This is a genomic window from Leptolyngbya boryana PCC 6306 (assembly GCF_000353285.1).
GTDB classification, from domain to species: Bacteria; Cyanobacteriota; Cyanobacteriia; order Leptolyngbyales; family Leptolyngbyaceae; genus Leptolyngbya; species Leptolyngbya boryana.
Genome location: NZ_KB731324.1, coordinates 2365582 through 2386938, shown reverse-complemented (window position 1 = coordinate 2386938; position 21357 = coordinate 2365582). Strand labels below are relative to the sequence as shown.

Genomic DNA, 21357 nt, shown 5'->3' with positions numbered 1-21357 from the left:
TGCTTTTGCAACAGGAGAGCGCAATGCCAGAGATTCCACGGCAACTGAAACCCGATGAATTGCATCAATGGCAGCTAGCAATTGCAGAAGCCGATCGACATAACATTCTCTGTCATTGTCGAGACTGTGACTATGAATGGGTTGCATCCAAGCCCGAACCTTGTCAATGTGGAAGCAAGCAGGTCGAACATATCGCTTGCTGGCAGTTTCCGGATGGTTAGCGAATTGGGATAAACGGAAAAACCGTTCTAATAAACTTCCGTAACCGCAAAAGCCCGATCGTTCTTCTGAGTTCCGGTGAAACCTGATCGCGTGGATTTTCAGGCGGACGTTGTTGAAGTTGAGCCTGAAGATCAGCATATTCAGCCGCCGTTAGCCGTTTATTATCAATCGGCGATCGCGCTTCTGTAATAATCTCAGTTCGCGCCACTTCCTCAGGCAAATCTTCTGGCGGTGGAAGTGCCGTGGCAGGCAGCGCAGCAGTCAGAACAAACAACGTCACAAGCTTCCAATTCATAGCTGATAAAACGTTAGTGCAGTGTTACCGTAGCGTTTCTGGCGAACAATCGAAAATCCCGAATCTGGTAACTCATACTCAGGACTATGCTCGATCGCAAACTCACCGTGGGGCGCAAGTAGATTCAGTTGCTCAACCAACTGTAAGACCGGAACATACAAATCGCTCGCATAAGGCGGATCAAAATAAATTCGATCGAACTGTTGCCCTTGTAAGCGATTGAGTTGTTTGACGACATCCCCTCGTAACAATTGAAAAGACTGATCTGGCTTAGCAACTTGTTTCCAATTTTGCTCAATCACAGCACAAGCTTTGGGAGACTGTTCAATCCCAACTACGATCGCGGCTCCCCGACACAGCGCTTCCGCCCCCATCGAACCACTTCCAGCACAAAGATCGAGCCAACGACATTGATCGATCGTACCTTGCCAAATGTTAAACACTGCCTCGCGCACCCGTGCTACCGTTGGACGAGTCGCCTGTCCTGGAAGCGTTTTCAGAGATCGATTGCCGTAAATTCGCAAACTCATACCTGCAATAGCTGACGTTGATTCACTAGCTCAACAAAGTTCGAGAGCAACTGCAAGCCAGCCGTAGAGGATTTTTCTGGATGAAACTGCACTGCCATCAGATTATCTCTCGCGATCGCAGCCGTCACAGTTTGCGTTCCATGCGTAATCGTTGCTGCCCGAATGCTCGGATCAGTCGGCTCAACATAGTAGGAATGCACAAAATAAACCCAAGGCTTCTCACCCAAGCGCTGCCAGAGGGCACAATCTGGCTGAGTGAACTCTAATTGATTCCAGCCCATGTGCGGAATCGTGATATCAGGCTCATGATGAAATCGCTTAACAACTCCTGGCACAATTCCCAATCCAGCTTCTTTGCCTTCTTCGCTCGACTCAAACAAGATTTGCAAGCCTAAACAAATTCCTAAAAAAGGCTTACCACTCGCAATCACATCTTTAATCGGCTGAACGAGATCGCGCGATCGCAAATGCTGCATCGCCGGATCAAACGATCCCACTCCTGGAAGCACGACCGCATCTGCGGATTCGATTTCTTTGGCAGAGTCCGTCACGATCGTAGTTGCACCTGCATTATCCAGACCTTTACAAGCCGAGTGCAAGTTTCCCATATCGTAATCGATGACCGCGATCGTGGGCATTGCTCATTCCTCCAATCTAATATTTAGATTCTAGTAGCAATCTGGAACGATGAAAATTCTCCTCACCTCATTTTCGACTTGGATGCCTCACCAGCTCTCCAATTCATCGGATGATTTACTTCAAGCGATCGCTGATCACCAAGACTGTCATTTTCTACGCAGCATCCCAGTCGATTTTGAACTCGCACCGAAAGTCACGATCGCCCAAATTCAAACGCTTAATCCTGCTGGCATTATTTGCTGTGGAATGGCAGAATCGCGCCAAAAGTTATCGATCGAATCTAATGGCAGATTTCAGAGCGAAATTCTGCGATCGCGCTTGAATCTAGAAACTCTGCTCGAAGGAACGACTACCACTGAAATTAGTCATGATGCAGGAGATTACGTTTGTAACTATCTCTACTATTCCGTTTTGAAATATCTAGAGCATTGCCAACTAAATCAACCCTGTGTGTTTATTCACGTTCCAATTTTGACTTCAGCAAATCACAATGCGATCGTTGAAGATTTTCTGAGCATTCTCGATCGCATTCGATCGCAGTGCGATGGATTGATATAAAGCTTGCCTGTGCAAAACTGACAGTAACAATTGCCCACAGAAATCTCATTCTAAAAATATCGATTCAGCGAGGCATACCATGACTGCAATCGTCATCAATCTCCGTCCCACGATCGAACTGACCGACGACGAGTTTTACAAGTTCTGTCAGCAGAATCCAAACCTCCGAATTGAAACCACAGCTACCGGAGCGCTAATTGTTACGCCACCCGTGGGAGGAAGAACTGGAAAACGGAATGCTGATCTAACAACTGATGTTGGGCTTTGGAATCGTCAGGCTGATTTAGGAGTTGTGTTTGATTCTTCGACGATCTTTAAGTTGCCAAATGGAGCCAATAAATCGCCTGATGTTGCTTGGATCAGTCACGATCGCTGGAATGCTCTAACCTCAGAACAGCAAGAACGCTTTCCGCCGATCGCACCTGACTTTGTGATTGAACTACGATCGCGCACCGACGACATCGTGGATCTAGAAGCCAAAATGCAGGAATACATAGACAATGGAGTGCGCCTCGGTTGGCTGATTGACCCCCAAGCGGAACAAGTCAAAATTTATCGGCAAGGTCAGCCTGTTGAAACGCTGCAATCCCCTCTCACACTCTCCGGCGAAACCGTTTTACCCGGATTTTTACTCGATCTCAGCCGCATTTTTCGCTAAATCGTCAAGAATTCAACGAGACAAATAGCAAACTGCGATCGCGCTTTTTCGGTATGATCAATCCCGCTCTCGATCTTGAATTCCTTTATGTTGTCGCTTCTCTCCAGTTTGATCTTGTCACAAACAACACCTGCTCCCACACCGACACCGACTCCCACTCCTCCCCCACAGCAAACGATCGTAGAACCGCAAGAAATGCGCGTTTTACCGGGAGAATTAGATTCAGTGCCCGTCTTCAACAGCAACAGCCCAGAAGTGGTGCAAAAAGAAGGAATTTTACTGTCCACATTTCCCGCAGCAGGCAAACAATTTCCATCAGCGCACCTCAATCAAAGCTTTTCCGGCAGATTTGACATCTTCACCCATCACATTGCCAAAGCTCTCACCCCAGAAGATTTGAGAACGCTTTATCTCGGTGTGATTGCTCATAATCCCGGCAAGACCGCGGTAACGATCGACATTCTCCAAGCTGCGAGCTATCTGAGCCAACCTGATGCGCCGTTTATTTCACTCGATCCCGCGATCGCCAATGAGGATGGCAAAACTTTCGCAGGTCCCGGCAGTCGCGCTGTCGGGGAAGTCCTGCGCGGATTACGCCAAGATATCTTTCCGGCTCAAGTTGTGATCCCACCTGGGGAAAGCCGGATGTTAATGAACTTGCCGATTCCTGTGAAGCCGCTCACCCCACCGCTCAATGGTCGATCGTCCTTGATGAGACTGCGCAGCACTGGAGAAGTGTATCTTGCAAGCCTAGGCATGTTTGCCAAACAAAATCCCGACAGCACAGAACGCGAACCCACGGTCGAAGAATGGGAAGCATTGCTCAATACAGCAGATCTGTCAGGACCACGCGATAAAACGCCAACCCCGATCGAAGAAACCACAGGTACTTTAATCTACGGACGAGTTGCAGGGGTCGCCGTTGGCTCGCAATGGAACGGACGAATTTTAGATGCAAACCGAGATTCTCTCAGCATTCCTGCACCAGGGGCAGGCTTCTCTTATGGATTAGCCACGCTGCATCGCGGCACATTGGGCACGAATCAAAACCAAAGCGCTAAAATGATTCGCCGCTATCCTGATACAGCCTATCAAGCCCACGGAAACTATGCCATTCAATATAGTCTGACGATGCCGCTGGAAAATACCAGCGACCAGCCTCAAACCGTTGTTCTCACGGTCGAAACCCCGCTGAAGCGAGAAGACACCGACAAAGGACTGCGCTTTCTTGAGCCTGCGGGACCGCAGATGAACTTTCGCGGCACCGTCCGTTGGAGATTCAACGACGATCAAGGATTACCCCAAACTCATTACGTTCACCTCGTTCAACGTCGCGGTCAACAAGGTGCGCCGCTTGTCACCTTGCAGATGCAACCTCAAGAACGACGACTCGTGCAGTTCGATTTTCTTTATCCCCCGGATGCCACGCCACCACAAGTACTGACGATCAAAACCCTTAAATCGGAACCTGCACCGTAAAGCAAGTGCCCACTCCAACCGCGCTCTGAATCGCAATCTGTCCTCCTAAGAGATCAACGCAGCGTTTGACGATCGCGAGTCCCAAACCTGTGCCGGGAATGGCACTTGCATTCTGAGCGCGATAAAACGACTGAAACAATTTCGATTGCTCAGATGCGGGAATGCCAATCCCTTGATCTGCAACTTGTAGGGTCAGATGGCTGGAATGAACTTGCAAATTGCATTCGATCTTGCCGCCTTTCGGTGAATACTTGATGCCATTCGACAGCAAATTCACGACAATGCGCTGGAATAGAGTGGCATCAATTTGGGTCACGGGCATCGTCGTTTCAGATGAAAACACAATCTCATGGCAAGACGTATTCGCCTGGGCTTCTTCGATCAGTTCTGCACACACTTGTACAGGGTTCACCTCGGTCGGACTGACCTTAAATTCAGGCTGCTCTGTCCGACTCAGCACTAGGACATCTTCTAACATCTGAGCCATCTGCTTGATCTTCGATCGAATTCGCTGAAAATGCTTGCGAGCACGATCGCTCTGCGGAGCCGTCGCCGTTTGCAATAAATCGATCGAGGTCGAAATCACCGTTAAGGGAGATCGCAATTCGTGAGCGGTATCTGCTAAAAATTGAGTCTGCGGCTGTGGCGATTCTTGTGTCGGTTGCGGTGATTCAATCGGGTGGCTAATCGTGGCAAATCCGATCGGTTGATCGGTTTCGCGATCGCGAATCAAAAACCACTGACTTTCAAACCAAACCAATTCAGACGATCTTAAGAGTGCAAACTCGCCTCGCCACTCTCCAACTTCATAAAGTCTCGGCAAGATCGTGTCATTCCAAACCTGTTGCCGGGCTTCGTCTAACTTGAACTCAAATGATTTAAGTAAAGTCTTTCCACTCGGATTCAGACAAATCCACTCGTGATCGAGGGACACGACTCCGATTAAATCTTGACTCTGCTGAGCGATCGCGCCGAACCAACTTAACTCGCTCCAAACCTTTGAGGGACACCTGCTTTCAACCTCTGGCTTTCGAGACGCTTGAAAGCGAGAAGCATGATTGAGGGTTGGGGTAAAACACACTTTAACAGCCTGATGCGTTGACTTCATGGCAGCTTGCTTTGCTTAATCACATCCAGGGAACCGACTGCGACACGCTGATGTTGCGCCTCAGTGATTTCTATTAGCTAATTTCCCCGATCTCTGTGGATCATCCGTACAATTTCGGGCATCTTTATTGTTTCTTTATATTATTGACCTGTATTATTGAAAACAATTCAGCGATCGCGCTGAGCAAGGTGAACAGTTCAGTGTTCACGCAGAAGTAGAAAAAATTGATACATACTGACGCTCGTTCTCTACGATTTTACGAATTTCACCTTGAGAATACGCAGGAGCGGTCTCGATCTTAATCCGTACAAGTACTTGGAAAATATGCGGTCTTGCTGCAACTTGAACGGTTTTGAACGTCTAGACGCAAGTTTTACCGTAATAACCCTGAAATTTTGCGCAAGCCATAGCCGTGTAATTTACCAGAAAATCTGTCTGAGATTTGCGTGTTTGAACGCTTAGCGATCGCGTTCAGGCTCGTTTAATCTAAATAGGATTCATGAAGCTTTAACTTCGCTTTTTCTCAGAATCATCAGTTTGTTTACACTAAATCAAAAGCTAGACAAACTAAACTTGAAAACTTGAGTGCATCCATCAGATTTTGAAATTTATCTCTAGTTTATAAACGATTTGATTCCTTGCTCATTTCTTTAAGTGCGAGACTTCAAGAAGGTAGTATTTTCACTAAGGGTGTACGTAATACTTTGCATTATGTGGAGACAGACTAAAAATTTGCATGGGTGTACCTAATGACACGCATGTGAATTTGAGAAAGTGAATTAGAGCGACATTTTTCACGTTTAATCAAGGCGTTTTCTACCAGGTTGATCGAACGGACAGGGTTGTTTTTGAAATCAAGACTCACATCTACCGAACTTTGAGTTGATTTCGTCCTGCATTACGCGACTGAGTAAAGAACGAGATTCCTTATGCGTGAAAAGCTTTCTGTTTCGGCGGCTTTCCTTCGGCTCTTTCAAACTGGATTACTCCTTCAATTCATCACAGGCTTGCTTAAATTGCCCCGCCGCTTGCGACGCTATATTTTGTTCGCAGGCGACAGTATCATCTTTCTAATTGCTGCCTGTATTGCGCTCAATCTGCGGTTTGAAGATTCCCCTTTGATTGACCAATTCTGGTATTACCAAGCATCTCTTGCGCTAACTGTTCCGATTAAATTCTGCATATTTTATTTATTAGGCATGTATCGACCTCTGTTACGGCATACAGGGGCAGAAATCTTATGGTTGGCACTAAAGGCAGTCATTTTGAGCGAAGCGGGACTGGTTGCATTCAGTACCCTGCTACATGTGCAGGTTTTACCTCGATCGGTTCAAATTATTTCTGCGCTGATCACTTGGATTGGAGTAGTCGGAATTCGGTTCTCAATCCGGCGCTTTTTGGTCCTGATCGATACTGCACCTCAGGCAACTCATGCGGCTGCTGTGCGATCGCGTCAGCGCCATAAGTCGCTGCCATATTCAACGTCACAGCGAATTATCATCTATGGCGCAGGGTCGGCTGGCTTTCAGCTTTCGCAGGCACTGCTGCGTGAAACAGAATACCAAGTCATTGCTTTTGTGGATGACAATCCTGAAATTCATGGCAGATCGCTCGATCGCGCTCATATTTACAGTCCAACTCTGTTGAGAACGCTGATTGCTCAGTACCAGATTACGATGGTTTTACTGGCAGTGCCTTCTGCGAGTCCCCAAGACAAGCGTCGCATTCTTCAGAGTTTGAAGGGATTGCCTGTCAAGGTCAAAACAGTTCCTTCGGTGCGTGAAATTGTTGCAGGTCATGTGCCGATCGGTAAAATTCGGAATGTTGATATTTCTGATCTGCTCGGGCGCGCCGAAGTTCTGCCCGATCCGAGTCTGCTTCGAGTTAACATCACTGATAAGTCAGTACTGGTGACAGGAGCAGGCGGCTCGATCGGGTCAGAACTCTGCCGCCAAATTGCCCAGCAAAATCCTCGACTTCTGGTGCTCTATGAGCTGAATGAGTTTGCTTTGTATTCGATTGAAACAGAGCTAGCAGAAACGTATCCCAATGTGCCTCGTTTTGCTTATTTAGGCTCGGTCACTGATGGCGATCGCTTATCGGAAGTATTGGAGAAGCATCAAGTTGAGACGGTCTATCATGCAGCGGCATACAAGCATGTTCCTTTGGTTGAAAGCAATGCAGCGCAAGGAATCATCAACAATGCCTATGGCACAATGGTGACTGCACAGACCGCAGAAAAATGCAGAGTTGAGACTTTTGTCTTGATCTCAACGGATAAAGCTGTGCGTCCAACCAATGTGATGGGTGCGACGAAGCGGATTGCAGAATTAGTACTGCAAGCATTAGCAGCACGGGCGAAAACACGCACCCGCTTTGTGATGGTGCGATTTGGTAATGTGCTGAATAGTAACGGGTCAGTTGTCCCCCGATTTCGACAGCAGATTGCAGCAGGTCAGCCGATTACGTTGACACATCCAGAAATGACGCGCTATTTCATGTCGATTCCAGAAGCGTCACGGCTGGTGATTCAAGCAGGTGCAATGGCTCAGGGCGGTGAAGTTTTTCTGCTCGATATGGGTGAACCTGTGCGGATTTATGATCTGGCGGTGCAGATGATTGAACTGAGTGGATTAGTACCCGGAGCAGATATTGATATTGAAATTACGGGATTACGACCGGGCGAGAAGTTGTATGAGGAGTTACTCATCAGCGGAAATTCAATGGCGACGAGTCATCCTAAGATTTTTGCAGCACGAGAGGCAATGATACCGTGGGAGCAGCTAGAGCCATTGTTGGATCAGCTTTTCTTAGCGGCGTATCAGAAAAATGCTACTAAACTACGATCGCTGCTCAAAACTTTGGTTCCAGAATATCAGCCCAGTAGTTCGAAGTCGATGGATTCGGTTCTCAATCCGCAGCGTCGAACGAGTTGAGACGAGTCTGTTTGAGATGGAGATGCTCAAAGAGTGGGGGTAGGGAGCTAGTAAGGAAGCAACTCCCCACTCCTCACCCAACTTAGGGCTACGATAGCAACTAAAGTTTCTCTTGCGCAGGCGGTGTTACTCCCGTTTGAACTAAGCCCTGCTCGATTTCTCTGAGCAATTCAAAGTCCTCATCTGGTAAAACTCGATCGCTCTCTTTTTCCAAAAAGCTAAATGCCGATCGAAACTCTTGTGCATCTGCTGGAATAGGAGCATCGAAGTGGCAGGGAATAATCCGCTCAAAGTTCCAGCTTGCAACTTGATTTGCCCAATCCATCACCTTTTGCGGTTCACGATTGAGGATCAATTGCTGCAAAATCGGAGCAACGACCAAGCGATGCTTGCGTAATGCTTCAAACGATCGCTGCCAGCCCGCTTTCCAATGAAACGGATACCAGCCGAATAGAGCTTTCTTTGAGCGATCGGGAGCTTTCATTGCTTCTCGAACCGAAGGAGCTAAGTCTGCGATATCCAGCGCACTAGGGCGAAAGTAAAATGTAAATAATGCCACGCGCTGCCAGCCTTTGAGACGATTGGCTTCTGTATCTTCGATGTGATCGACAGCACTCTCACGCGCATGAAACAACAACGGATACGGATCAAGCTGAATAATCTCTGGAGCAACTTCTGGAACTGAGACAACGGAATCTGTCACCAGTAAGGTGCGTGAGCTTTTATCCAACAGTGCAATCTCTCCAAAAGGGCCGAGTCCCAATCCAATCGGGCCGAGAGTTGCAGACTCAAATTGGTTACTAAAAGAAACATTCTGCCCATCTAGCACATGAGTGCGTTGCTTTGGAAATCCCAACCAGGTCAGAGGTAAATTGGCTGGATAGCTCCATTGGCTCGGTGGAACATAGATTTGAGCTTTAGGAAACCGACGCGCAAAAGGCGGAACACAGACTTTATGCTCTAGTCCCGATATCGTTGGCAGAACAATGTATTTTACATCGCCGTGTAGGGCGACTAGCTCATCGAGTAATCTTGAACATTCGCGGGTTAGGGCAACCGGAGCATAGATTAACAGTCCACCCTCATCGAGCTTAATCACAGTCATGCGAATCGGTGTGACCACATAAAAGATGCCTTGAAGCTGGTCAAATGTCCAAACGGCATCTTTCACAACTTCAGTTCTAAGGGTTCGACGCTGACGATAGGGATAAATGGGGAGGAGAAACCAATAGAACCACGATCGCTCTCTCGAATCTGTTGAAATGTCTTGCACCGATTGCATCCTTTCTCAAATCTTTCTTCATCTTAAAACGATGGGCTATACCGAATCGAGAAATAAATTCCATTCTCTTGTAAGGTGCGTTTCTCATTTTCGATCGACACGAGCGGAAAGCCAAAATCGATCCGCGCTGAAAAGTTTTCTCCTTGCCGCCACAAAAGCCCTAGACCCGCTCCGACGAGGGTATTCTTTTCAGGATTGTCTCCGCTGCGATTCCAGCCTGTTCCTAGGTCAACAAACGGTGTGAGTTGTACCAGTCCGTTTCTCGGTCTGAAAATCGGCAATCGTAATTCGGTCGAGAACAAAAAACCGTTATCGGTGAGCAGGGCATCTTGTCGATATCCTCGAACTGTTTCTTGTCCTCCCACGCCAATTTGTTCTAAGGGGACGAGTGTACGATCGGCAAGTTGCATATCTCCTCGCACTAGGAATAATGAGTCTCTTGCTAAAAGTCTTGTCCACTGTGCTTGACCTCGCCAAGCAAAAAAACGGCTGTCTGGTGCTTGCTCGTTGATGGTTGAATTCAAGAAATTCAAGCCCAGGCTAAATTGCGATCGCGCGGCCAAGACTTGGCGATCGCTGCGCTGCACATATTCCTGAAAGAAGCGCAAGGCTGAAACTCGAGTGCGTCCCTGCTCATCTGCGCCAGGAGAAAGGGGAAAAGGTCCAATATTATCAATGCCAAGCTCGGTCTGACTTTCTTGGCGCGAGAACGTCAAACCGATTGCAAGCTCATTCGTTGGGCGCTGAACAATCGGCTGTCTTAGCGTCAGTTCGTAGTAACGCGATCGCGCTTCAATCTCCAAAATATCAAACGGCTCCTCAATCACTCGACTGCGAGTGCTGCCATAAGCAAGCCGTAGAGTTCCATTACGAGGATTTAACGGAACGATGTAGCTCAAATCAACACCATTGCTCCCGTTTGTATTGGTGTAGCTTGCTCTAAGAGCATCGCCCAAGCCGAGTAGATTTGCCTGTGAGACTTCGAGTTGTCTGCGAAACGAGCCGACGCTCGGAGAACGTGAATTATCAAGCAAAGGCGAGATAGTTAAAGTTTTCGATTCTGCGATCGTAATTTGTAAAACACTCGTGCCTGAGCGTGTACCTGCTTGCAAGTCGGCTGAAATCGAAGCAATCAAGGGGTCAAGCTGTAACAGCCGCAAGCCTTCTAGCAACCGATTTACATTCAAAGGTTTTTGAGCCACAAGCCCAATTCGGCTGCGGATATAAGCAGGATTAAGGCGACGGGTTCCGATGACATCAATGCTCGCGATCGCACCTTCAATGATTTGAATTTTAACGGTGCCACCCGTTAAAACCTGAGGTGGGAGAACTGCGGCAGAGGTGACATAGCCTTGTTTGATATACAGTTCAGTAATTTCAGTTCTAATTTGCAACAATTCTGCAAACGAGATCCTGCGATCGACATATTTGCGAGTAATCTCCGCGAAATCTTGCGGACGAAAAACCGTACTGCCGACAATTTCAATTTGTTTAATTTGAATCGTGTCTGAGACATTCTCCGGAGGTTCAGGAGTGGGGGGAGTTAGACCCGGGAGTAGTTGATCAGGTGGGGGAAGTGGAGTTGGAGTGGGTTCTGGTGGAGAAGGCTGCGGCGGTTGCGGTCTGGGTAAATCTTGAGGTGGGGGAATTGGCAAAACGCGCTGAGCGAGAGCAGGCGACGGATGAACAAGAGGAAGTAGCGACAGGAGCAGAATTTGAAATCGCGAGTGAGAAGCCATATGTATTTTTCATCGTGGAGAATTATCGCCCACGTTTTATTTAAACCATAGTTAGGTCAGGAGATGAACGCGGCAAAATAAAAATTTCTCCTCGATGAAAAGGATTCAGCAGGAGGTGAATCAAACCAGAACGCGAATTTCAAGGTAATCTTGAAATCTGTCTTATCGGGACGCGTTTTCTAGTTTTTGATCCTCACTCCCATGCACAATTTCCTCCCCATCGCCTATTTCAAAAATCAATTTCTCCCTTTTGAGAATGCCAATTTGTCGATCGCAACCCATGCGCTGCATTACGGAACGGGTGCGTTCGGCGGATTACGCGGGATTCCGAATCCAGAGAATCCAAATCAGATTTTGCTGTTTCGCCTCGATCGCCATTGTCAACGCTTGAGTAATAGTGCAAGATTGCTGAATTTTGAGCTGCCTGCGGATAAGATCCAATCGATTATTACGGATTTTGTTAAGAAAAATCAGCCAAAAACATCGTTTTATATTCGTCCGTTTGTCTATACCTCGGATCTGGGGATCGCACCGCGATTACACAATATTGAACATGATTTCTTTGTGTATGGGCTGGAGTTAGGGGATTATTTGTCGCCGGATGGGGTGAGTTGCCGCATTAGTTCTTGGTATCGGCAGGAGGATCGCAGTCTACCGTTGCGCGGCAAGATTAGTGGAGCCTATATTACGTCTTCATTGGCGAAGACAGAGGCGGTGTCTTGTGGGTTTGATGAGGCGATTTTGCTGAATTCGCAAGGCAAAGTCAGTGAAGCATCGGGAATGAATATTTTCTTGGTGCGCAATGGGGAATTGATTACGCCAGGATATGACCAGGATATTTTGGAGGGGATTACGCGGGATAGTGTGTTGACGATCGCGCGCGATTTGGGGATTAAAACGATCGAACGTCCGGTGGATAAGTCAGAGTTATTCATCGCGGATGAGGTGTTCTTAAGCGGAACGGCAGCGAAGGTAACGCCTGTGAAACGCATTGAGACGTTTGAGTTTAGTAAGCATCGTCCAGTGACGGATAAGCTGCGTGAAGCGGTGACGGCGGTAACGGAAAATCGGAATGAGACGTATCGCGACTGGGTGAATGTGATTGAGATTTAAGTCGGAAGTTGTGATGGTTGTAGAGCGCTAGCGTGAGGCTGATTATCACAAAGAATCCCCAGAAAATCACTGTTATCCTTGATTAACGGAACGGTGATTTTCTGGGGATTTTGGAATTGATGCTGCGATCGCTTAATTGACTGCCGATGTGACCCAAGTCCGAATCAGTGCGTTCACTTGGTCAGGAATTTCGTCATGCGGACAATGTCCTGCATTCAAATAATGCTCGGTCAGTTGGGGATGATAGCTGCGGAATTTTGCACCGCGATCGCGCGCGTTAATCCAGGGGTCAGCTTCTCCCCACAACATTAACAAGGGTCGCGTTAGTTGTCCGAGCAATACATCGACTTTTTCTCCTTGTGGAGTGCGGAAGACTGATGCAAAGACTTTATCTGCGCCTTGATCAAAGGCAGGGCGTTGGATTTCCTCAATTAAGCGATCTGTGACTGCCGTTTGATCTAAGTAGACCTTTTCTAAGGTTTTTCGGATCGTTGATTTCTGCCGCACATACTGAAAGAGCAACCAACTTGCCCAGTCCTGGTGAAATAAGCTCATCACAAAGCTTCCCATGACTTGGCGAATCGGATCAGGCTTGGTTGTGCCTTGAATATCGGTAAAGGGACCTGCACTATTGATCAAAATTAATCCTGCTGACGATTCGGGACGTTGGGAAGCGGCACAAAGTCCAACATAGCCACCGAGCGAATTTCCAGCAACGACGGCAGGCGCACCGATGACTTCAGTGACGAATTCATGAATCTGGTCGCGCCACAGTTCACCGCTGTATTTCCAGTCTGGTTTTGCCGATCGCCCAAATCCGAGTAAGTCGATCGCCCACACTTCAAACTCTTGGCTCAATCCGATCACGTTTTTGCGCCAGTGATCAGTCGAAGCTCCAAATCCATGAATCAATAACAGCGGGGGGCGATTGTTCCGTTCGCCCATTTTTACATAGTAAACTGGCTCGTTTCGCCAGTTCCAATACTGTCCTGGAACCGTATCGATCGAAGAAGCGACCTGCATGAGACAATCCGCAATACATCACAGATTTAATTGTAAAACTTAGGGGATGTCTCAGGTGCAGAGAGCCGGAGAACTGCATCAAAGAATTCAGTGGATTGAGCTGACTGAATGCCTGTAGAAATTTTGAAAATCACTCCAACGCTTGCGAAATGAGAAAGCGTAGACAGCGGCGGAATTTCCAAGCGCGATCTCAATTACCCATTTAGCAAGCTACAGAGCTTCTCAACTAATACAGCATGAGTCTGCAGAGATAATTCGCCCAAGCGACGCTGAACCATCGATCGACGAAGCGTAATCAGATGATTCAGACGGAGCGTAGAAGGCTTTCGCAACCCACTCATCACAAAATCTGGGTGAGACAAATCTAGAACGAGATCCGAATCGAGTAGCATGGCCGGAATCCGACTCGTAATCAGTGCAAAAATCAGATGGCGATTCTCTCCAATTGGGTCAGTGAGACAATATGCAGGACGAATCTTGCTAGCTGAAAGATCATCATTAAGGAAACTCGATCAAGACAATACCTATGCTTCATCACTCACAGGTTCGCCATCTTCTAACGTGTAAATATCTTCCGCCGGATCATCTAACCAATCCTGAACAGAAGGTTGAACTGCAGAGGATGACCACTCTTGATTCAAAGAACTCTCTGAGTCAGGGAAGAGCAAAATCCCTCGAAATCTGGTTGATTTTGCTGCAGGGAGCGGTTGATCGATCTGGATACAACCTTCCTCATTCACGCTGCCTGTTACTTCAATCGCTCTCATAAAGCAGTACTTAGACGATCTATTTCATTTTACGCGACTTCAAAATTGGCGCGCCATTTCTGAAGGGCAATTGCTATTTTCCAATTTGCGATCGCACCTTCACCTAAAACCGCTCAATGCCCTCAAAAACCTTCTGTCCATGCGCCTGAGCCGCTTCTCCACAAGTCCGAGGAGTCGGGAACAACTTTGTTGGATTAGCAATTCCCTGTGGATCAAATGCCAATCTCACCCACTGCATCGTCTCCAAATCCGCAGGCGAAAACATCTCTGGCATATAGCACCGTTTATCCGCCCCAATGCCATGCTCTCCAGAAATACTTCCCCCCACTTTCACACAGAGCTTCAGAATCTCTCCACCCAACGCTTCGACTTGTTCTAACGCGCCTGGAATTGCATTGTTGTACAAAATCAACGGATGCAAATTCCCATCGCCTGCATGAAACACATTTGCCACGTTGTAGCCAAACTTTTGTCCCAAGGCTTCAATTTCACGCAGCACATATTCCAACTTCGTGCGCGGAATCACGCCATCTTGCACATAGTAATCGGGACTCATCTTACCCATTGCTGCAAATGCTGCTTTTCGTCCCTTCCAAATCGTTAGTCGCTCATCCGCCTCGGTTGCTACCGTGACATTTCGCGCTCCATTTTTTTTACAAATCTCCGCGACTCGCTGACTGTTCAAGTCTGCTTCAACTTCTAAGCCATCTACTTCCACCAGCAAAATCGCAGTCGCATCACGTGGATAACACCCAGTCGCGACGACATCTTCGACTGCATTGATACTCATGTTATCCATCATTTCCATTCCGCCTGGGATGATGCCCGCACTAATAATGTCCGAAACTGTCGCTCCCGCTGCTTCAACACTCATAAAATCTGCTAAAAGCACCCGAATCGACTCCGGTGTTTTCAAGATTTTCAACGTGATTTCAGTCGCGATTCCGAGCGTTCCTTCTGAGCCAACAAACACTCCGGTGAGATCGTATCCTGGCGATTCGGGAATCTCACTGCCCAAATCCACGATCGCGCCTTCGGGAGTGACAATCTTCACACCCAATACATGATTCGTCGTCACTCCATATTTCAGGCAATGCACCCCGCCGGAATTCTCAGCTACATTACCGCCGATCGAACAAATAATCTGACTCGATGGATCGGGTGCATAGTAAAATCCGGCTCCACTCACCGTCTGAGTTACCCAACTATTGATCACGCCCGGTTGAACAATCACGCGCTGATTCTCCAAATCCACCTGAAGGATTTTCCGCATCAAAGAGGTGACAATCAAGACACAGTTCTCGATCGGTAAAGCACCACCCGACAGTCCTGTGCCTGAACCTCTCGCTACAAAGGGAACCGAAGCGCGCGCGCAAATCTTCACGACTTCTGCGACTTCTTCTGTCGTGCGCGGTAACACTGCGATCGCGGGACGTTCTCGATAGCTCGTCAAGCCATCACACTCATAAACCAAAAGTTCTTCGCGGCGTTGCACAACCCCCGATTTTCCCACAACTGCTTCAAATTCGCGTGCGATCGCTTGCCAATTGGGTTGGGTCACTACTGCCGTCATGATCATTCCTGTGCAACGTTATCCTTAACGTACCAAATTACCCTGATTTCGGGTCACAAGATCGTAGATAGAAACTATCAATTGTCCGTCGATTGCTTCTCAATCTGGCAAACTTCTGACTTACATCTATATGACCGTGCTGATTTTGGGACATGCCGCGGATCTTCATGCATCACATCTGTATCAAACCTTAGAACGATTGGGAATTGTCTGTCACTACTGGGATGTGGCAACGTTTCCGACCCAAGCACAAATTACTTGGTCGCCCGTATCTCAAGAAGGCTTATTGCGTCTGGCAGATGGGCGGCACTTAGCAGTCAGCCAGATTCGCAGTGTGTTCTGGCGACATTTTGCCGGGGTACGAGTGCCCAGATTACCTCATGCATCGGTGCAAAAAGCCGCGTATCAAGATGCGATCGCGCTCGTGCGCTCTCTGATTCAAATTCCTTCAATCCACTGGGTGAATCCCATACAGGCGTATCAACTGCATCGCGAGAAACCGCTGCAACTCAGCAAACTTCATCAATTAGGAGTCAACCTTCCCGATACGATCGTCACGAATGATCCAACTTCAGTGCGAGAGTTCGTCTATCGACATTCCAAAACGACCTTCAAACCAATTTATGGCGGAGCTAGAACCCAACTCATTTCAGCAGAACACTTGAATCCTGAACGCTTGAAATTGAGTCTAAAAATTGCGCCTGTGACGCTGTGCGAATACATTGCCGGAGCGAATATTCGATCGTATGTCATTGGTGACACGGTTTATGCAGCCGAGATTTGCAGTGCTGCATTGGATTTTCATGAGGATGACGATGTTAAAGTCATTCCGATCATCTTTCCGAAAGCGATGTGCCAGCAGGCAATTGCGATCGCTCAAGCCTTGGATGCGGAATGGCTGATGATTGATTGGAGATTAACACCGAGCGGCAAGTATCTCTTTCTCGAAGCGAATCCCAATCCATCCTTCTTAGCCTTTGAACAACAGACTGGATTTCCAATCACGCAAGCGTTGATTGAATTGTTGTTGAATTCAGACTGATGTGCTGCGGCTTGAGCAGGTTTGACAGTGTGAGAATCTTGACCAACTCTAGGGAGATGGAGATGGGGACGGAGATGCTGTCGATGAAGGAGATGCTGTCGGAGATGGCGATGCAGACGGCGACGGCGACGGTGAAGGCGCTTGAATTGTTAGGGGAATCCCATCACTGGTCGATCGCTCGGTTGCTTCTATTTGTCTTGGATTCGTGCTGGCTTGTACCTGTGCTGCTGTCAAATTGGTTTGATACTCGGACAATTGCTTGCGAATTCGAGGAATTTGCGCCGCAGGTTTGAGAATATCGATCGCTAATTTCCAGCGATCGATCACCAGTCTCCAATCATCCTTCGACTGCGCCACTCTTGAAAGATTCGCAGCACTCGCTGCTTTATCATCGGCTTGAGTCAGTAAAGTCTTGATTTCTTCCTCAGAAAGTTTCTGACCCGGTTTTACTGTGACCGTTGGCGGGAGCTTTATCTCAGATCCAGAAGGCTTGGGTGCATCAGGTTGTACTGCAACCAAACCTTGTTTCTCGTAGGGCGTTGGATCAACGGGACGAGACTCGACGTAGGCTCTGATCTTTGTAGGTAAAGGAGTACAGCTTGTGAGAAATCCTAGCATTGCGACGAGTAACAAAACCTTAACCATGAGCAGAGAACAAATTCGACCCCGTTAGAATGCCTCAATTTCCACATTTGATCACACAACAGCGTTAAAATTTCTTAATGAAGTCATGTCAGTGAGATGAGCGAATGCGTGTTGCGATCGTTGGGGCAGGATTAGCGGGATTAGCCGCAGCCGTAGAATTAGTCGATGCGGGTCACGAAGTTGAAATCTTTGAAGCACGATCGTTTGTCGGCGGGAAAGTGGGCAGTTGGATCGATGCGGATGGCAATCACATTGAGATGGGATTGCATGTGTTTTTCAACAATTACGCGAATCTATTCGCCTTAATGAAAAAGGTCGGCGTATATCAAGAATTGCTGCCGAAAGAACATGTTCACACGTTTGTGAATCGTGGCGGTGAACTTGGCAAGCTAGATTTTCGCTTCTTAGTCGGTGCGCCATTTCACGGATTGAAGGCGTTCTTTACAACCGGACAACTCACGATTCAAGATAAATTGCAAAACGCGATCGCGCTGGGCACAAGTCCGATTGTTCCAGGGCTGATTAATTTCGATGCCGCGATGAAAATGATTCGCGCTTTGGATGGAGTCAGCTTTGCTGATTGGTTCCGCAGTCATGGCGGTTCTCAGAATAGTTTGAAGAAAATGTGGGACCCGATCGCTCTCGCTCTCGGCTTCATCGATACCGAAAATATTTCTGCACGCTGCATGTTAACCATCTTTATGATGTTCGCCGCGAAAACAGAAGCGTCGCAATTGAACATGCTATCTGGCTCACCTGCGGAATATTTGCACAAGCCGATCGTAGATTATTTGGAAGCGAGAGGCGCAAAGATTCACACCCGCAGACAAACGCGCCGCATTTTGTTTGAAGGTGAAGGGACGAATACGACTGTCACTGGACTTGCGATCGCGAATGGTGAAACAGAAGAGATTATTACTGCTGATGCCTATCTTGCAGCCTGTGATGTTCCTGGAATTCAGAGACTGCTTCCCCAGGAATGGCGCAGTATCAAGGAGTTTGACAATATCTACAAACTCGAAGCAGTTCCAGTCGCAACAGTGCAAATGAGATTTGATGGCTGGGTGACAGAAATGAATGATCCAGCCGCGAGAAAGCAAGTTGACCATGCAGCAGGAATTGATAACTTGCTCTACAGTTCGGACGCAGATTTTTCTTGTTTTGCAGATCTAGCGCTGACGAGTCCGAAAGATTACTACCGAGAAGGTCAAGGCTCTTTGATGCAAGTCGTGCTCACGCCGGGTGATCCGTTTGTGCCAATGAGTAATGAAGACATTGCTCAACATGCTCTCAAGCAAATTCATGATCTGTTTCCTTCCTCGCGCGAACTGAATATGACCTGGTTTAACGTGGTGAAGCTAGCACAGTCGCTGTACCGTGAAGAACCCGGAAAAGATCCCTATCGTCCTTCGCAAAAAACGCCGATCGAGAATTTCTTCTTAGCAGGCAGTTACACCCAACAGGACTATATCGATAGCATGGAAGGTGCAACGATTTCAGGCAAGCAGGCGGCTCAGAAAATTCTGGAACCGACGGGCTATAAAGTTCAAGGGGTTGGATTGTTTAAGTATTAAGCGATCGGTTGCATCCATCTTGTGGGACGGGGAGACGGGGAGAAACAGCCATGATTTTAGAGCTTTGCCCTATCTCCCATCAGATTTACTCGGTTGCTATTGACTGAGGTAGTTTCCCATCGCTGAACCAAATCACATTTTCCTGACCCGTCACACTGACCCAACGAATATCTGAAAACCGATCGCCGTTGTAATCTCCAATTTCGGGAAAGAATGTAGCAGACTGCGCTGGAATATCGGAAATTTGCACTTCGATGTCTCCGGCGCGCCAGATTTGATTCTCGCCTGTACTTGGATTGCGAACGAGAAAATCTGTTTTGTGATTGCCATCAAAATCGCCCGTTTTGATCACAAAATCCCTGCTTGTGCTGGGTAAATCGATCGCGATTGGATCAGGTTGCAGACTGTCGCTTGTCCAAAGCCAAATTTGGTTTTGTCCGGTTAAGCGATCGCGCCAAAACAGATCACTGCGCCCATCTCCGTTGTAGTCAATCATTTCATAGTTCCAGGTCGGAGACTTCGTCTCAATCCATTCTCCGGAAGTACTCAGCGTCTGCGGATCGATTGTCCAGACCGCATTCTGTCCTGTCAACGGATTGCGCCAGAATAATTCATGGCGATGATCACTTATAAAATTTACAGCAGCAGGTTCCCAACCCGGTTCAATCTGAGCGATCGAGCGTTTCACACGCTGCGCCCCATTCATTGCCCAGATCTGGAACTCCCCAGTCGTAGAGTTATACCAAAACAAATCGCTGGTTCCGTTGCCGTCAAAATCGCCGATCACTTCTGTCCATGTACCTTGCAGAGAATCAAGCCATTGGGCATCCAAGGATGAAGTTCCATCCATCAGCCAAATTGCATTTTCTCCAGTTTTGGGATTTCGCCAAACGAGATCCGTTTTACCGTCTTGATTAAAGTCGCCATATTTTGGAGTCTGCCAACCTTCTGGAATGAAGAAGATCGGACTTGATGCACTCGTTCTGATATTGGCTGATAAATTAATTTCTGGAATGCGTGTCGTGAGATCAAAACTGAATAAATCAGTCCGCCCATCTCCATTAAAATCAGGTGCTTTGAACGAATTCAAACTATCAAAAAATGTCATACTTCTCCTCACATAGGAACTCAGCAACAAGATGGCACGCTGGAATTCCGTTGCTTGAGTATCAGAGTGATGGACTCCGTGATGAACTCAATCATGAATTCAGCAGGCAGATGTAAAGTGATGAGAGCTAATCAGTTAATTTTTATCTTTAACCCCGGATTTTATCCCATTCAAAACAGAGATGGAACTGGATACAAATCCAAAGCATTGTTTGACATTATACAGAGTGGCTTGCCAACAAAAATCCGGCGAAGTTGTTGCCGTGCAATCTTCTAACAAAATGCAATCGTATCCTAAGAAATTTGCATCTTGTAGAGTTGCCATCACACACTGATCTGCATTTACGCCTGCAAAAAATAGCGTCGTTTTTCCTAAATTTCGCAGAATACTATCCAGCGGTGTATCCCAAAATCCACTCATTCGATATTTATCGATTTGAATATCACCTTCTATCGGTTGAAGTTCATCGACGATCGCTGCCGCCCAACTATCTTTTTGTAAAACAGGAGCCTGATTTTTCGGGAGCGGATCGCCGAGTCCTACACTTTGTCCGTCTGAATTGTAGACATATCGTGTTGCGGGGCTAATATTCAGTAAGTCAGGACGGTTTCCCCAATTGACCCAAACGATCGATAGACCAACTTGTCGCGCGATCGGTAGAAATTGTTGAATCGGCACAATTGGCGATCGTGCAGGGGTAACATCCACTCCGATATGGGCTAACCATCCATCCGGGTGACAAAAATCATTCTGCATATCGATGACAATCAATGCAGATTTGTTTAGGTCTAATCGTATTTTTTTTGTTGCGGTTTCGACCGTAATGATTTGAGGAGGAATAGGAGATCGAGTTAGATCTGCGATCGTGGAATTCACATACCAGGCATTCGGTGGAAGACCGAGTGGATACATCGGCTCATTCATATTTGGGGAACTCTAGGTTTCAATTCTTCTTCAATAGGTACTACAACTTTTGATCACAAAGCTGTTCGAGGGATCACGAATTCATCCGTGAGATCAGCTCAATTTTCTGATACAACTACTCTTAAATCTTGGCTTCTGATTG

21 protein-coding genes are annotated in these 21357 nt (G+C 47.4%); 8 read left to right on the top strand and 13 right to left on the bottom strand.

What is annotated here, in order from left to right; all coding sequences use genetic code 11:
• Positions 1-23 precede the first annotated feature (23 nt).
• A complete protein-coding gene (locus LEPBO_RS0111995) occupies positions 24-221 on the top strand; it encodes a hypothetical protein (protein WP_026148584.1) in 198 nt (65 codons plus the stop codon).
• Here the strand turns inward: LEPBO_RS0111995 and LEPBO_RS0111990 are convergent.
• From LEPBO_RS0111990 to hisH, 3 genes are read right to left on the bottom strand one after another with little or no spacing between them, the layout of a single operon-like run.
• Positions 218-517: a hypothetical protein gene (locus LEPBO_RS0111990; protein ID WP_017287809.1), complete on the bottom strand. Its 300-nt coding sequence runs from the start codon at positions 515-517 to the stop codon at positions 218-220. The two genes, LEPBO_RS0111995 and LEPBO_RS0111990, sit on opposite strands and share 4 nt — an antisense overlap.
• Positions 514-1047 carry a 16S rRNA (guanine(966)-N(2))-methyltransferase RsmD gene (rsmD, locus tag LEPBO_RS0111985; protein WP_017287808.1) on the bottom strand — a complete coding sequence of 178 codons (534 nt, stop codon included), beginning with the start codon at positions 1045-1047 and terminating at the stop codon, positions 514-516. The genes LEPBO_RS0111990 and rsmD overlap by 4 nt, the downstream gene beginning before the upstream one ends.
• The gene (gene hisH, locus LEPBO_RS0111980; protein ID WP_017287807.1) at positions 1044-1685 is read right to left on the bottom strand and encodes an imidazole glycerol phosphate synthase subunit HisH; all 642 of its coding nucleotides are present in this window, start codon (positions 1683-1685) and stop codon (positions 1044-1046) included. Before hisH ends, rsmD begins: the two co-directional genes overlap by 4 nt.
• 49 nt (positions 1686-1734) lie before the next feature.
• On the opposite strand from hisH, the gene LEPBO_RS0111975 reads away from it, so the two are divergent.
• From LEPBO_RS0111975 to LEPBO_RS0111965, 3 genes are all read left to right on the top strand, one after another.
• The gene (locus LEPBO_RS0111975) at positions 1735-2244 is read left to right on the top strand and encodes a pyroglutamyl-peptidase I family protein (protein WP_017287806.1); all 510 of its coding nucleotides are present in this window, start codon (positions 1735-1737) and stop codon (positions 2242-2244) included.
• A gap of 79 nt (positions 2245-2323) precedes the next feature.
• On the top strand, positions 2324-2902 hold the full coding sequence (locus tag LEPBO_RS0111970) for a Uma2 family endonuclease (RefSeq protein WP_017287805.1): 579 nt from the start codon (positions 2324-2326) through the stop codon (positions 2900-2902).
• Between the two features lie 87 nt (positions 2903-2989).
• A complete protein-coding gene (locus LEPBO_RS0111965) occupies positions 2990-4381 on the top strand; it encodes a DUF3370 domain-containing protein (RefSeq protein ID WP_017287804.1) in 1392 nt (463 codons plus the stop codon).
• On the opposite strand, the gene LEPBO_RS40020 is transcribed toward LEPBO_RS0111965, so the two are convergent.
• Entirely contained in the window at positions 4359-5489 is a 1131-nt protein-coding gene (locus tag LEPBO_RS40020; protein ID WP_017287803.1) for a sensor histidine kinase, read from the bottom strand. The two genes, LEPBO_RS0111965 and LEPBO_RS40020, sit on opposite strands and share 23 nt — an antisense overlap.
• A 929-nt stretch (positions 5490-6418) precedes the next feature.
• Here LEPBO_RS40020 and LEPBO_RS0111955 point away from each other — a divergent pair.
• A complete protein-coding gene (locus LEPBO_RS0111955; RefSeq protein WP_017287802.1) occupies positions 6419-8425 on the top strand; it encodes a polysaccharide biosynthesis protein in 2007 nt (668 codons plus the stop codon).
• 100 nt (positions 8426-8525) lie between these two features.
• Here the strand turns inward: LEPBO_RS0111955 and LEPBO_RS0111950 are convergent, their stop codons facing one another.
• Both LEPBO_RS0111950 and LEPBO_RS0111945 read right to left on the bottom strand, forming a co-directional pair.
• Positions 8526-9707, bottom strand: a complete 1182-nt coding sequence (locus LEPBO_RS0111950) for a DUF4336 domain-containing protein (protein WP_017287801.1) — start codon at positions 9705-9707, stop codon at positions 8526-8528.
• A 23-nt stretch (positions 9708-9730) separates the two neighbouring features.
• The gene (locus tag LEPBO_RS0111945; RefSeq protein WP_017287800.1) at positions 9731-11446 is read right to left on the bottom strand and encodes a ShlB/FhaC/HecB family hemolysin secretion/activation protein; all 1716 of its coding nucleotides are present in this window, start codon (positions 11444-11446) and stop codon (positions 9731-9733) included.
• 201 nt (positions 11447-11647) lie between these two features.
• Between LEPBO_RS0111945 and LEPBO_RS0111940 the strand changes: the two genes are divergently transcribed.
• On the top strand, positions 11648-12559 hold the full coding sequence (locus LEPBO_RS0111940) for a branched-chain amino acid transaminase (protein WP_017287799.1): 912 nt from the start codon (positions 11648-11650) through the stop codon (positions 12557-12559).
• A gap of 132 nt (positions 12560-12691) precedes the next feature.
• Here the strand turns inward: LEPBO_RS0111940 and LEPBO_RS0111935 are convergent, their stop codons facing one another.
• From LEPBO_RS0111935 to glcD, 4 genes are all read right to left on the bottom strand, one after another.
• The gene (locus LEPBO_RS0111935; protein WP_017287798.1) at positions 12692-13582 is read right to left on the bottom strand and encodes an alpha/beta fold hydrolase; all 891 of its coding nucleotides are present in this window, start codon (positions 13580-13582) and stop codon (positions 12692-12694) included.
• Between the two features lie 194 nt (positions 13583-13776).
• Positions 13777-13974 (bottom strand): hypothetical protein, encoded by a 198-nt coding sequence (locus LEPBO_RS36905; RefSeq protein ID WP_017287797.1) that lies wholly within the window; start codon positions 13972-13974, stop codon positions 13777-13779.
• Positions 13975-14106: 132 nt separating this feature from the next.
• Positions 14107-14349, bottom strand: a complete 243-nt coding sequence (locus tag LEPBO_RS36900; protein ID WP_017287796.1) for a hypothetical protein — start codon at positions 14347-14349, stop codon at positions 14107-14109.
• A gap of 103 nt (positions 14350-14452) precedes the next feature.
• Complete coding sequence (gene glcD / locus LEPBO_RS0111920) at positions 14453-15922, bottom strand: glycolate oxidase subunit GlcD (RefSeq protein WP_017287795.1); 1470 nt, start codon at positions 15920-15922, stop codon at positions 14453-14455.
• A gap of 130 nt (positions 15923-16052) precedes the next feature.
• On the opposite strand from glcD, the gene LEPBO_RS0111915 reads away from it, so the two are divergent.
• The gene (locus tag LEPBO_RS0111915) at positions 16053-16964 is read left to right on the top strand and encodes an MvdC/MvdD family ATP grasp protein (protein ID WP_017287794.1); all 912 of its coding nucleotides are present in this window, start codon (positions 16053-16055) and stop codon (positions 16962-16964) included.
• A 48-nt stretch (positions 16965-17012) separates the two neighbouring features.
• On the opposite strand, the gene LEPBO_RS0111910 is transcribed toward LEPBO_RS0111915, so the two are convergent.
• Positions 17013-17609, bottom strand: a complete 597-nt coding sequence (locus LEPBO_RS0111910; protein ID WP_017287793.1) for a hypothetical protein — start codon at positions 17607-17609, stop codon at positions 17013-17015.
• A gap of 104 nt (positions 17610-17713) precedes the next feature.
• Here LEPBO_RS0111910 and zds point away from each other — a divergent pair, with 104 nt between their 5' ends.
• A complete protein-coding gene (gene zds, locus LEPBO_RS0111905; protein ID WP_017287792.1) occupies positions 17714-19183 on the top strand; it encodes a 9,9'-di-cis-zeta-carotene desaturase in 1470 nt (489 codons plus the stop codon).
• Between the two features lie 85 nt (positions 19184-19268).
• Here the strand turns inward: zds and LEPBO_RS36895 are convergent, their stop codons facing one another.
• Positions 19269-20291: an FG-GAP repeat domain-containing protein gene (locus LEPBO_RS36895; protein ID WP_017287791.1), complete on the bottom strand. Its 1023-nt coding sequence runs from the start codon at positions 20289-20291 to the stop codon at positions 19269-19271.
• A 135-nt stretch (positions 20292-20426) separates the two neighbouring features.
• Positions 20427-21215: a cysteine hydrolase family protein gene (locus LEPBO_RS0111895; protein WP_017287790.1), complete on the bottom strand. Its 789-nt coding sequence runs from the start codon at positions 21213-21215 to the stop codon at positions 20427-20429.
• Between the last annotated feature and the right edge of the window lie 142 nt (positions 21216-21357).

Excerpts from the sequence above, each read along its gene's own strand:
- LEPBO_RS36905 (WP_017287797.1), bottom strand. The coding sequence starts at position 13,974 with ATGCTACTCGATTCGGATCTCGTTCTAGATTTGTCTCACCCAGATTTT.
- LEPBO_RS0111990 (WP_017287809.1), bottom strand. The coding sequence starts at position 517 with ATGAATTGGAAGCTTGTGACGTTGTTTGTTCTGACTGCTGCGCTGCCT.
- LEPBO_RS0111965 (WP_017287804.1), top strand. The coding sequence starts at position 2,990 with ATGTTGTCGCTTCTCTCCAGTTTGATCTTGTCACAAACAACACCTGCT.
- LEPBO_RS40020 (WP_017287803.1), bottom strand. The coding sequence starts at position 5,489 with ATGAAGTCAACGCATCAGGCTGTTAAAGTGTGTTTTACCCCAACCCTC.
- rsmD (WP_017287808.1), bottom strand. The coding sequence starts at position 1,047 with ATGAGTTTGCGAATTTACGGCAATCGATCTCTGAAAACGCTTCCAGGA.
- LEPBO_RS0111970 (WP_017287805.1), top strand. The coding sequence starts at position 2,324 with ATGACTGCAATCGTCATCAATCTCCGTCCCACGATCGAACTGACCGAC.
- LEPBO_RS36895 (WP_017287791.1), bottom strand. The coding sequence starts at position 20,291 with ATGACATTTTTTGATAGTTTGAATTCGTTCAAAGCACCTGATTTTAAT.
- glcD (WP_017287795.1), bottom strand. The coding sequence starts at position 15,922 with ATGACGGCAGTAGTGACCCAACCCAATTGGCAAGCGATCGCACGCGAA.
- hisH (WP_017287807.1), bottom strand. The coding sequence starts at position 1,685 with ATGCCCACGATCGCGGTCATCGATTACGATATGGGAAACTTGCACTCG.
- LEPBO_RS0111935 (WP_017287798.1), bottom strand. The coding sequence starts at position 13,582 with ATGCAGGTCGCTTCTTCGATCGATACGGTTCCAGGACAGTATTGGAAC.
- LEPBO_RS0111895 (WP_017287790.1), bottom strand. The coding sequence starts at position 21,215 with ATGAATGAGCCGATGTATCCACTCGGTCTTCCACCGAATGCCTGGTAT.
- LEPBO_RS0111945 (WP_017287800.1), bottom strand. The coding sequence starts at position 11,446 with ATGGCTTCTCACTCGCGATTTCAAATTCTGCTCCTGTCGCTACTTCCT.
- LEPBO_RS0111950 (WP_017287801.1), bottom strand. The coding sequence starts at position 9,707 with ATGCAATCGGTGCAAGACATTTCAACAGATTCGAGAGAGCGATCGTGG.
- LEPBO_RS0111995 (WP_026148584.1), top strand. The coding sequence starts at position 24 with ATGCCAGAGATTCCACGGCAACTGAAACCCGATGAATTGCATCAATGG.
- LEPBO_RS0111915 (WP_017287794.1), top strand. The coding sequence starts at position 16,053 with ATGACCGTGCTGATTTTGGGACATGCCGCGGATCTTCATGCATCACAT.
- LEPBO_RS0111955 (WP_017287802.1), top strand. The coding sequence starts at position 6,419 with ATGCGTGAAAAGCTTTCTGTTTCGGCGGCTTTCCTTCGGCTCTTTCAA.
- LEPBO_RS0111940 (WP_017287799.1), top strand. The coding sequence starts at position 11,648 with ATGCACAATTTCCTCCCCATCGCCTATTTCAAAAATCAATTTCTCCCT.
- LEPBO_RS0111975 (WP_017287806.1), top strand. The coding sequence starts at position 1,735 with ATGAAAATTCTCCTCACCTCATTTTCGACTTGGATGCCTCACCAGCTC.
- zds (WP_017287792.1), top strand. The coding sequence starts at position 17,714 with ATGCGTGTTGCGATCGTTGGGGCAGGATTAGCGGGATTAGCCGCAGCC.
- LEPBO_RS0111910 (WP_017287793.1), bottom strand. The coding sequence starts at position 17,609 with ATGGTTAAGGTTTTGTTACTCGTCGCAATGCTAGGATTTCTCACAAGC.
- LEPBO_RS36900 (WP_017287796.1), bottom strand. The coding sequence starts at position 14,349 with ATGAGAGCGATTGAAGTAACAGGCAGCGTGAATGAGGAAGGTTGTATC.